The organism is Dokdonella sp. (assembly GCF_035703485.1).
In the GTDB taxonomy this organism is placed as follows: Bacteria; Pseudomonadota; Gammaproteobacteria; order Xanthomonadales; family Rhodanobacteraceae; genus Dokdonella.
The window spans coordinates 20271-29631 of the sequence record NZ_DASSYD010000092.1 but is presented as its reverse complement, the minus strand read 5'-3'; the positions used below and the strand labels follow the sequence as shown (position 1 = coordinate 29631).

10 protein-coding genes are annotated in these 9361 nt (G+C 59.0%); 9 read left to right on the top strand and 1 reads right to left on the bottom strand.

What is annotated here, in order from left to right:
- From metG to nth, 4 genes are all read left to right on the top strand, one after another.
- Nucleotides 1–1251, top strand: a 1251-nt coding sequence (gene metG, locus VFN25_RS06925; protein WP_325140202.1) for a methionine--tRNA ligase subunit beta, incomplete at its 5' end; no start/stop codon positions are given.
- 12 nt (nt 1252–1263) lie between these two features.
- Nucleotides 1264–1758 (top strand): hypothetical protein, encoded by a 495-nt coding sequence (locus VFN25_RS06920; RefSeq protein ID WP_325140200.1) that lies wholly within the window; start codon nt 1264–1266, stop codon nt 1756–1758.
- A complete protein-coding gene (locus tag VFN25_RS06915; protein WP_325140198.1) occupies nt 1755–2405 on the top strand; it encodes an RnfABCDGE type electron transport complex subunit B in 651 nt (216 codons plus the stop codon). The genes VFN25_RS06920 and VFN25_RS06915 overlap by 4 nt, the downstream gene beginning before the upstream one ends.
- Nucleotides 2402–3037: an endonuclease III gene (gene nth, locus VFN25_RS06910; RefSeq protein WP_325140196.1), complete on the top strand. Its 636-nt coding sequence runs from the start codon at nt 2402–2404 to the stop codon at nt 3035–3037. The genes VFN25_RS06915 and nth overlap by 4 nt, the downstream gene beginning before the upstream one ends.
- Before the next feature lie 587 nt (nt 3038–3624).
- On the opposite strand, the gene VFN25_RS06905 is transcribed toward nth, so the two are convergent.
- Nucleotides 3625–4788 carry an OprO/OprP family phosphate-selective porin gene (locus VFN25_RS06905; protein ID WP_325140194.1) on the bottom strand — a complete coding sequence of 388 codons (1164 nt, stop codon included), beginning with the start codon at nt 4786–4788 and terminating at the stop codon, nt 3625–3627.
- Between the two features lie 249 nt (nt 4789–5037).
- On the opposite strand from VFN25_RS06905, the gene rnt reads away from it, so the two are divergent.
- From rnt to pstA, 5 genes are all read left to right on the top strand, one after another.
- Nucleotides 5038–5682, top strand: coding sequence for a ribonuclease T (gene rnt, locus VFN25_RS06900; RefSeq protein WP_325140191.1), 645 nt, complete (start codon nt 5038–5040; stop codon nt 5680–5682).
- 55 nt (nt 5683–5737) lie between these two features.
- Nucleotides 5738–6019 carry a zinc ribbon domain-containing protein gene (locus VFN25_RS06895; protein WP_325140189.1) on the top strand — a complete coding sequence of 94 codons (282 nt, stop codon included), beginning with the start codon at nt 5738–5740 and terminating at the stop codon, nt 6017–6019.
- Between the two features lie 215 nt (nt 6020–6234).
- Complete coding sequence (gene pstS / locus VFN25_RS06890) at nt 6235–7248, top strand: phosphate ABC transporter substrate-binding protein PstS (protein WP_414648887.1); 1014 nt, start codon at nt 6235–6237, stop codon at nt 7246–7248.
- A 242-nt stretch (nt 7249–7490) separates the two neighbouring features.
- Complete coding sequence (gene pstC, locus VFN25_RS06885) at nt 7491–8462, top strand: phosphate ABC transporter permease subunit PstC (RefSeq protein ID WP_325140187.1); 972 nt, start codon at nt 7491–7493, stop codon at nt 8460–8462.
- Nucleotides 8459–9349, top strand: coding sequence for a phosphate ABC transporter permease PstA (gene pstA / locus VFN25_RS06880; RefSeq protein WP_325140185.1), 891 nt, complete (start codon nt 8459–8461; stop codon nt 9347–9349). Before pstC ends, pstA begins: the two co-directional genes overlap by 4 nt.
- Nucleotides 9350–9361: the final 12 nt, after the last annotated feature.

Genomic DNA, 9361 nt, shown 5'->3' with positions numbered 1-9361 from the left:
CATTTCATCGGCAAGGACATCGTCAATTTCCACGGCCTGTTCTGGCCGGCCATGCTGCACGGAGCCAAGTTCCGCGTACCGACCGCCCTGCACGTCAACGGCTATCTCACCGTCAATGGCGAGAAGATGTCGAAATCACGCGGCACCTTCATCCAGGCGCGGACCTGGCTCGATGTCGGCCTCAACCCGGAATATCTGCGTTACTACTTCGCAGCGAAATCCTCGGGCGGCGTCGTCGATCTCGATCTGAACCTCACTGATTTCAGCCAGCGCGTCAATGCCGATATCGTCGGCAAATTCGTCAACATCGCGAGCCGCTGCGCAAAGTTGCTCGAAGCAAACTTCGACAACCGGCTGGCCGCTGACTTCTGGACCAGGGAACCGACATCCGCCTCGCCGGAATTCGTACGCACGGCGAAGCGCTTGCTCGATCAAGGCGTCGGCCAGTTGCAGGATGCGGTCGAGCATTACACCCACGATGATTTCAATCGCACCATCAGCATGATCATGCAAGTCGCCGATCGCGCCAACGAATACATCGCCGAAACCGCACCGTGGGCCTTGGCCAAGGATCCGGCACGCCACGACGAGCTGCATGTCGTGCTGTCGACCGGCATCAACGTGTTCCGCGCCATCGCCTGCGCATTGAAGCCGATCCTGCCCGTGCTGGTGTCACACGCGGAAGCGTTTCTTGCCCTGCCCGAGCATCACTTCAAGAGCTTTGCGGATATTGCCACCCACCTGGGTAACCATCAGGTCAAGAGTTACCAACCGCTGGCAACACGGGTCGACCAGAAACAGATTGCCGCAATGATCGAGGCCTCGAAGGATTCGCTGGCAGCGCCGGAGAAGCCCGTTGCGGAAAATGCAAAACAGGCGGCGAAAGAATCGAAAGTGAAAATTGAATCGGCGGAATCCGACGTGATTTCAATTGATGATTTCGCCAAGCTCGATCTGCGCGTCGGCAAAGTGGTCGAATGCGAATTTATCGAAGGCTCCGACAAACTGCTGCGCTTCAAACTCGATGCCGGCGCACTTGGCGAGCGCCAGATCTTCTCCGGCATTCGTGCTGCCTATGCCGAACCGGAAAAGCTGGTAGGACGTAACGTCGTCTTCGTCGCCAACCTCGCCCCGCGAAAAATGCGATTCGGAATGTCGGAAGGCATGATTCTTTCGGCTGGCAGCGGTGGTGCTGATCTGAAGCTGCTGGATGTGGATGCGGGTGCAGAACCCGGCGCAACCGTTCGTTGATCCTGCAAGTCCATGGAGGTCGCCATGCGATGCGTGGAGAGAACCTATGAGTACCTCGACGGTCTGGCGTTGGTAGCGCTGTTGCAAGCGAATGATCTCGACGCACACTTGTTTGACGAGCACTTCGTTCGCCAGGACTGGTTCAGCATTATTTTCTACGGTGGCTTCAGACTTATGGTTCCCGCTGAACAGTTGAGTGCTGCCAGAGAGCTGATCGAAGCATTTCGGCAAGGCGCACTGGCGCTGAATGACAACGTCGACGACATGCCAGCTTGTCCGCTCTGCTGCAATACATTCAGCCACTGGAACGATCGCCCGAGAGACTGGATCCGATTCGCGCAGTTCCTGTTCTGGCCGATCGCTCTTTTGCCATTGATTTTCAGGTACGACTTCACTCACCGGTACCGTTGTGAGTCCTGTGGCCATCACTGGCTCGAACGGCCGACCACATCATTCGCTGAACTTCAGGCGCAGGCAGAGACCGCCTTGAATCAAACAATGCCGTGAACAAGAATCTGGCCGCACAAATCGATGCCCTGCTCCCGCAAACGCAATGCACGCGTTGTGGCTATCCGGCTTGTCGACCCTATGCCGAGGCGATTGCCAGCGGCGAGGCGGACATCGATCAGTGTCCGCCAGGCGGACAAGCCGGCGTCGATGCGCTGGCCGACTTGCTCGGCCGGGCTTCGAAACCCCTGAACCCGACTTTCGGAATTGAAGCAGCACCGACCGTCGCGATCATCGATGAAGACGTCTGCATCGGTTGCACCAAATGCATCCAGGCCTGCCCGGTCGATGCCATCGTCGGCGCGGCCAAACGCATGCACACGATCATCACTGCGGAATGCACCGGTTGCGAGCTTTGCATTCCGCCGTGCCCGGTCGACTGCATCGCGATGGTTGTGACTGCTTCCCAAGCGCTCGATCGGAGTGAAATTCACACCCGGGCGAGGCAAGCCAAACTACGTTTTGAAGCTCGCAATCAACGCCTCGCTGGCAAGGATGGCGAACGCAGGTCACGGCGTGAAGCAAGTCAGCGATCGGATACAAACCAGGCAACACCGATCAGTCGCAATGCCGTGCTTGAGGCGATCGCACGCGGCAAGGCGAAGCGTGCAGCAAAGTCCAACGCCACGGATGGTTCCTCATCGTGAAGCGCGAAAACGTCATCGAGATGTTTACCCGGCTGCGCGAGTTCAACCCAAAGCCGACCACCGAACTCGACTACCAGACGCCGTTCGAATTGCTGATCGCGGTGATTCTTTCCGCGCAAGCCACCGATATCGGTGTCAACAAAGCCACACGGCGACTGTATCCCGTCGCAAATACGCCACAAGCGATTCTCGACCTGGGCGAGGAAGGCTTGAAACAATACATTTCGACAATTGGCCTGTTCAATGCCAAGGCGAAGAATGTCATCGCGACTTGCCGGATCCTCGTCGAACAACACGGCGGCGAAGTACCGCGCGATCGCGAATCACTCGAAGCCCTGCCCGGTGTTGGCCGCAAAACCGCCAATGTCGTCCTCAACACCGCCTTTGGCGAACCGACCATCGCCGTCGATACGCATATCTTTCGCGTCGCCAATCGCACTGGACTGGCCAAGGGCAAGGACGTGCGCCAGGTCGAGGACAAGCTGGTCAAGGTAATACCTGCCGAGTTTCGTCTGGACGCGCATCACTGGCTGATCCTCCACGGTCGCTACGTGTGCAAGGCACGCAAACCGGATTGTCCTGCTTGTCTGATTCGCGATTTGTGCAGTTTTCGGCCGAAGACTACCGAGTAGTTTGAAGTTTCGCCCGCTTCGCACGGAGCAATTCCGGGATTTCACTCGCCTCCCAATCCACCGTCACTTCTGCGCAGGCAGGGGCGGCGATGGGGCGGTTGGCGAGCGATGAATTGGCAGGGCTGCCGCGACGCGAAGCCGCGTAAACATCAAGAGCAAAGTCACTGGGCTCCTGCCTGCGCAGGGGCGACGGTGGGGCGGGATTCGAGGGGAACAAGTGCGGGGTTGCCGCGCTTCGCTGCAACGTAAAATCAGGAACAGGGTCACTGGGCCCCTGCCTGCGCAGGGGCGACGGTGGGGTGGGATTCGAGGGGAACAAGTGCGGGGTTGCCGCGCGTCGCCGCGACGCAAAATCAGGAACAGGGTCACTGGGCCCCTGCCTGCGCAGGGGCGACGATGGGGCGGGAGGCGAGCAATGAATTGGCAGGGCTGCCGCGACGCGAAGCCGCGTAGACATCAGGAGCCAAATCATAGGGCCGGTGCCTGCGAAAGAGCTACAAACAACTTTCGATCATGGTTCGACAAGCTCACCACGAACGGTTGATGATTGGACTCATCAAGAACGAGGTTGATCAGCCCCCTTCGAACTACCAATAAAACTGCAAACGGGTTTCGAAGATATCCGGATCATCACTGACATCACCACCTGCCGCCGAGTTGAATTTCGAGCTCTTCACGGCGACGTAATTCACCATGATCTTGAAGTTTGAGCGCCAGTAGTAATTCACCCCGAGCGTGATGTTTTGCTCGTCGCCGCCGTTGATCGCGCCGTCATTGAGGTTGGCGGCGTCATAGCGCAGACCGATCTGCCACATGCCTGTGGAGGGATTGCGTGGTTCTTTCGTTTTCGGCGTGCCGCCCTTGTAGCCCCAGGACTCACCGGTAACATTCCACATGCCGGACACGTACCAACTGTCGCCGGAAAAGTCCGAGGCCATGCTGTTGCTCGTGCGCGTCGTGGTCGTGCGCATGACTTCGCTCTGGATCTTGAATGGCCCGCCAACCCAGAGCGCTTCGAGACCAATCGTGCGATTGCGATCGGCATCGAGGATATCGCCGGTATCGATCAGTCGCACACTGGCCAGATCGGCACCCGGGCGAACACGCCAGCGCTGGATATCGCCGGCGGTGTCGTAGTTGACCGTTGAAATTCCGAAATGCAGCAAGCGGCCCTCGGCAACGATTGGCGCGTAATAGAAGCGTGCGCCGAAACCCTGGCCCTGGGCTCGATTTCGCGACAGTTCGCGACCGAAGGCGCTGGCGACATAGCCCCAGTTCCCCGCATCTCTACCGTAGGCGGCACCAAGACGCCGGCCGACACCAAACAGATTGGTCACCATGGCCTTGGAAATGAAGTCGTTGTGCCTGGTGCTGCTCAACTCTTCAAGACTATTGGGCTGTTTGAACTGACCGGCCTGCAGGTAGCTTGACCCCAGCTTCCCTTTCAAATTGGCGTCGAGGTATTTGCTCGCATTGGCGTCATAGCCCAGCACCCAATCGAACATCGTGCCCTTGCCCGAGAGAATCAAGTCGGCGCGGCGCAGCTCGAACTCGTTGTTCCGGCCGTTGTTGCCTGAAGATCCGTTTAGATCGGCGCCATCGTTGTTGAACCAGTTGCCGTCGGCCTGCACAAGACCTTCAAAGGAAACCTTGTAGCCTCCAATGACATCAATATCGACTTTGGCCTCGGCCGGAGCGGCCAGACTGAAAGCAATGGCAAAAGCCATCAGGCGACACGCTGAGCACTTCATGGGCAATCTCTTTGTAGTGGACTGACTGGAGGCCGGTGGACGGATCCCATTGCCGCGCAGCGTATTGCTTCATTGTTACCGGAACGTTGCACTGGTGCATCCGATTCATTTCAGCCGCGCCTGCGCGATTGCCATTGATCACGAATGATGCTTCCGGCTGCGCCTTCTCTGGCAGGGAGTTGCTCGTGATTTGTTGCCGGGATAGTCAGGATTCACCCAGAGCAGGGCTCGATCAGCTATTCTCCCGGGATGCCCGAATTCACTTCCGTTACGCGTATCGCCGAGCGATTCCGCGGCTTCCTGCCCGTTGTCGTCGATGTCGAAACCGGAGGTTTCGATTGCGAACGCGATGCCCTGCTTGAGATCGCCGTCGTCGTCATTGGCATGGATGACGAGGGTTTCGTGTTTCCAAAGCCTGCCGTTTCCACGCATGTCGAACCTTTTCCGGGAGCAAATCTCGATCCGCGCGCACTTGAGATTACCGGCATCGATCCGGATCACCCCTTCCGCGATGCCATGGAAGAGCGCGCGGCCCTGGATTATGTGTTTGCGCCGGTTCGTGCCGCAATGAAAGCGGCAGAATGCCAGCGCGCCATCCTGGTCGGCCACAACGCGGGCTTTGATCTGAGCTTTCTGAACGCGGCGGTGCGTCGAACCGGGCACAAGCGCAATCCATTCCACCCGTTCAGCAATTTCGATACGGTCAGCCTGGCCGGCCTCGCCTATGGTCAGACCGTGCTCGCCCGCGCCGTGGCGGCATCCGGAGAATCCTGGGATGCCAACGAAGCACACTCGGCGGTTTACGATACCGAACGCACGGCCGAGCTGTTCTGCAAGATCGTCAATCGCTGGAAGCGTCTGTCAGATTTCGCCGAATCGAGCAATCCCCGATAGGCCGGCAAACCACGTACGCATTGATTACTCAGCGCAGCGGCCGCATTCTCCAGCCATGCCGATCTATCAATACATGCCTGACCAGGACGCCTGCGAGCATTGCCGCGACGGCATTGAGCAATTGCAACGCCTGTCCGATCCAGCACTGACCACGTGCCCGCAATGCGACGCACCAATCCATCGCATCATCAGCGCTCCCCAGGTCGTCTCCGGCCAGGCCCACCGCACCTCGGAAAGCCACGCCGGCAAACACGGCTTCACCCAGTACAAGCGCGCCGGAAAGGGCGTTTATGAGAAAACGGTGGGCAAGGGGCCGGCGTTTATAAGCGGGGAGTAGGGAGTGGGAACGTCAAAAACCTGCGTTTCTCTCACTGACAGGCTCGCATTGGATTGATTACCTCGCACTCTGCGCCCTTCCTGCTCCCCACTCCCAACTTCCTACTCCCCGCTCCTCTGTCACAAACCTGAAACAAAACTCACATCGTCCTGCAACCTTGATTGGGTAAAAAGTGCGTGTCCACAGCACATCCTCAAGGAGTTGCCCACGTGAGTATTTCGATCAGGTTGAGTGCCGCCGTCATCGCGATTGCATCGTCGATTGGCATAAGCACGGCCCAGGCATCCGATGTAACCGGTGCCGGATCATCGTTTGTCTTCCCTCTGATGTCGAAGTGGTCGGCTGACTACAACGCCGCCACCGGCAACAGGATCAACTATCAGTCGATCGGTTCCAGCGGTGGCATCGCCCAGATCAAGGCCTCCACGGTCGACTTCGGCGCATCCGACAAGCCACTGGATTCAAACGAAGTCAACGAAGCCGGACTGGTCCAGTTTCCGCTGGTGATTGGCGGTGTCGTGCCGGTCGTCAACGTGGCCGGCATCGAGCCCGGCAAGCTCAAGCTGAGCGGTAGCCTGCTCGCCGATATTTTTCTCGGCAAGATCACCCACTGGAATGATCCGGCGATCCGCTCGATCAACGAAGAGCTTCCACTGCCGGATGGCAAGATCACCATCGTGCATCGTTCCGATGGTTCGGGAACGACATTCAACTTCACCAACTACCTTTCCAAAGTGAATCCGCAATGGAAAAGCAAGGTCGGCGAAGGCACCTCGGTGCAATGGCCGGTGGGTCTCGGCGGCAAGGGCAACGAAGGCGTGTCGGCATACGTCAAGCAGATCAAGAACTCGATAGGCTATGTCGAGCTTTCCTACGCGCTGCAGAACACGATGTCGTTTACCCGGCTGGAGAACGCTGCCGGCAACTACGTTGTTCCAAGCGCCGAGTCGTTCGCCGCTGCAGCGACCAGCGCCGACTGGAAGAACGCCGGGGATTTCAGCCTCGTCATCACCAACGCACCGGGCGATGAGTCGTGGCCAATCAGCGCGACGGTATTCGTGTTGATGCACGCGCAGCCCAAGGATGCAGAGCGCGCCAGGGCCGCCCGCGAGTTCTTCAGCTGGGGCTATGCGAATGGCAAGTCGCAGGCGGCTTCGCTCGACTATGTACCGTTGCCGGAAAGCCTGGTTACGCAGATCGAGGCGTATTGGGCGGATCGCATCAAGTAGTCAACTACCGTTTGTGGTGAGTCGAGCCTGCCCTGAGTCCACACTTCCGCTCGTGCTGAGCCTGTCGAAGCATGAGCGGAAGTTGCCTCAACGGTTCGGCGATCCGGGTTCATCCTTCGACAGGTTCAGGACGAACGGCTAAGGGTGAGTTGAGCTTCTTTCGACAAGCCTGGAGCCTGCCCGGACCGAATCCAGGAACAAGCAACTGCTATCAATCCGACACTCTCAATAATTGTTCTCCAATGACAATAATCGCAGCACGAGGCGCCTTGCCAAATCCCGAATCCCGCCGCGACGAGCTGCAGGACAAGGGCTTCAGCTACTTGCTCGCCTTCACCGCTTTCTTCGTTCTGGTTGCGCTCGCCGGAGCCGCGCTGTCGATGCTCTGGGGCGGTCGCGAGGTGCTGGCTCAGGAAGGCTGGAGCTTCTTCTTTTCCACCGAATGGAATCCGGTAGAGAATCGCTACGGTGCCGTCGTGCCGATCTTCGGCACCCTGGTAACGGCGACCATTGCCATGCTGGTTGCGGTACCTGTTAGTTTCGGAATCGCTTTGTACCTGACCGAGATCGCGCCGTCCTGGTTGCGTGGTCCGGTCGGCTCGGCGATTGAATTGCTTGCCGGCATTCCATCGATCATCTACGGCATGTGGGGTCTGTTCGTGCTGGTGCCGGTGATGACCGAATACGTCACCCCATGGCTCAACGATCACCTCGGCACCCTGCCCCTGATCGGCCGGGTGTTTCAGGGACCGCCGATCGGCATCGGCATGCTCACCGCGGGCTTCGTGCTGGCCATCATGGTCATTCCGTTCGTGTCCTCGGTCATGCGTGACGTCTTTGCCACGGTGCCGACCCGGCTCAAGGAATCCGCGTACGCGCTGGGCGCGACGAAGTGGGAAGTGGTCTGGGATGTGGTCCTGCCCTACACCAAGTCGGCCGTGATTGGCGGCGTGTTTCTCGGCCTCGGCCGCGCCCTCGGTGAAACCATGGCAGTGACTTACGTGGTCGGCAACACCGTGCGCTTCTCGGTCTCCGTGCTCGAACCCGGAACCACGATCGCCGCGCTGATTGCCAATGATTTCGCCGAGGCCGCCGACACCTATCGCTCGGCCTTGCTCCTGCTCGGCTTTGTCCTCTTCATCGTCACCTTTTTCGTGCTTGCCATCGCGCGCCTGATGTTGATGCAGTTGCAACGACGCGAGGGCTTGAAATGACCACGATCATCAATTCAGCCGAATCGTCACGGGTCGTTGAGCGCCTCTACCGCAAACGCACCCTGATCAATCGCATCGCGATTCTGCTGTCCTGCGCCGCTGCGGTCTTTGGCTTGTTTTTTCTGGCCTGGATCCTGTGGACGACAATCAGCAAGGGTATCGGCGGCATCAACATCGCCTTGTTCACGCAGAACACGCCCCCGCCCCAGCAAGCCGGCGGCCTCGCCAATGCGTTCTACGGCAGCATGATGATGTGTGGCCTGGCCATCGCCATTGGCACCCCGCTCGGTATCGCCGCGGGCACCTGGCTGGCCGAGTACGCTGGCGCGCGCAAGATCGGTCTGGTCATTCGCTTCGTCAACGACATTCTGCTTTCGGCACCGTCGATTGTCCTCGGATTGTTTGTCTACACCCTGATCGTGGCGCAGACCGGTGGCGGCTTCTCGGCCATTGCCGGTGCAATCTCGCTGGCCTTCATCGTGTTGCCGGTGATCGTGCGCACCACCGACGAGATGTTGCGTCTGGTGCCATCGCAGATGCGCGAGGCCGCGCTGTCGCTCGGCGTGCCGCAATGGAAGGTAATCGTGCAGGTGCTCTATCGCGGTGCCGCGCCAGGCATTGTCACCGGTATCATCCTGGCGCTTGCGCGCATCAGCGGCGAGACCGCGCCGTTGTTGTTCACATCATTCGGCAACCAGTACTGGAGCACCGATCTGACCCAGCCAATGGCCAGCGTCCCGGTTGTCATGAACCAGTTCACCGCCAGCCCCTACGAGAACTGGCAGACCCTGGCCTGGGCCGGTGCACTGGTGCTGACTTTCTTCGTGCTGGTGCTGAGTCTGCTCGCGCGAGCCATTCTTTCGAGGAGCCAATCCCGCCATGAATGAACAGAGCTTTGC

Bases quoted from the DNA above. Each gene is read 5' to 3' on its own strand.
- pstC (WP_325140187.1), top strand. From the start codon at position 7,491: ATGACAATAATCGCAGCACGAGGCGCCTTGCCAAATCCCGAATCCCGC.
- VFN25_RS06920 (WP_325140200.1), top strand. From the start codon at position 1,264: ATGGAGGTCGCCATGCGATGCGTGGAGAGAACCTATGAGTACCTCGAC.
- pstA (WP_325140185.1), top strand. From the start codon at position 8,459: ATGACCACGATCATCAATTCAGCCGAATCGTCACGGGTCGTTGAGCGC.
- VFN25_RS06895 (WP_325140189.1), top strand. From the start codon at position 5,738: ATGCCGATCTATCAATACATGCCTGACCAGGACGCCTGCGAGCATTGC.
- VFN25_RS06905 (WP_325140194.1), bottom strand. From the start codon at position 4,788: ATGAAGTGCTCAGCGTGTCGCCTGATGGCTTTTGCCATTGCTTTCAGT.
- rnt (WP_325140191.1), top strand. From the start codon at position 5,038: ATGCCCGAATTCACTTCCGTTACGCGTATCGCCGAGCGATTCCGCGGC.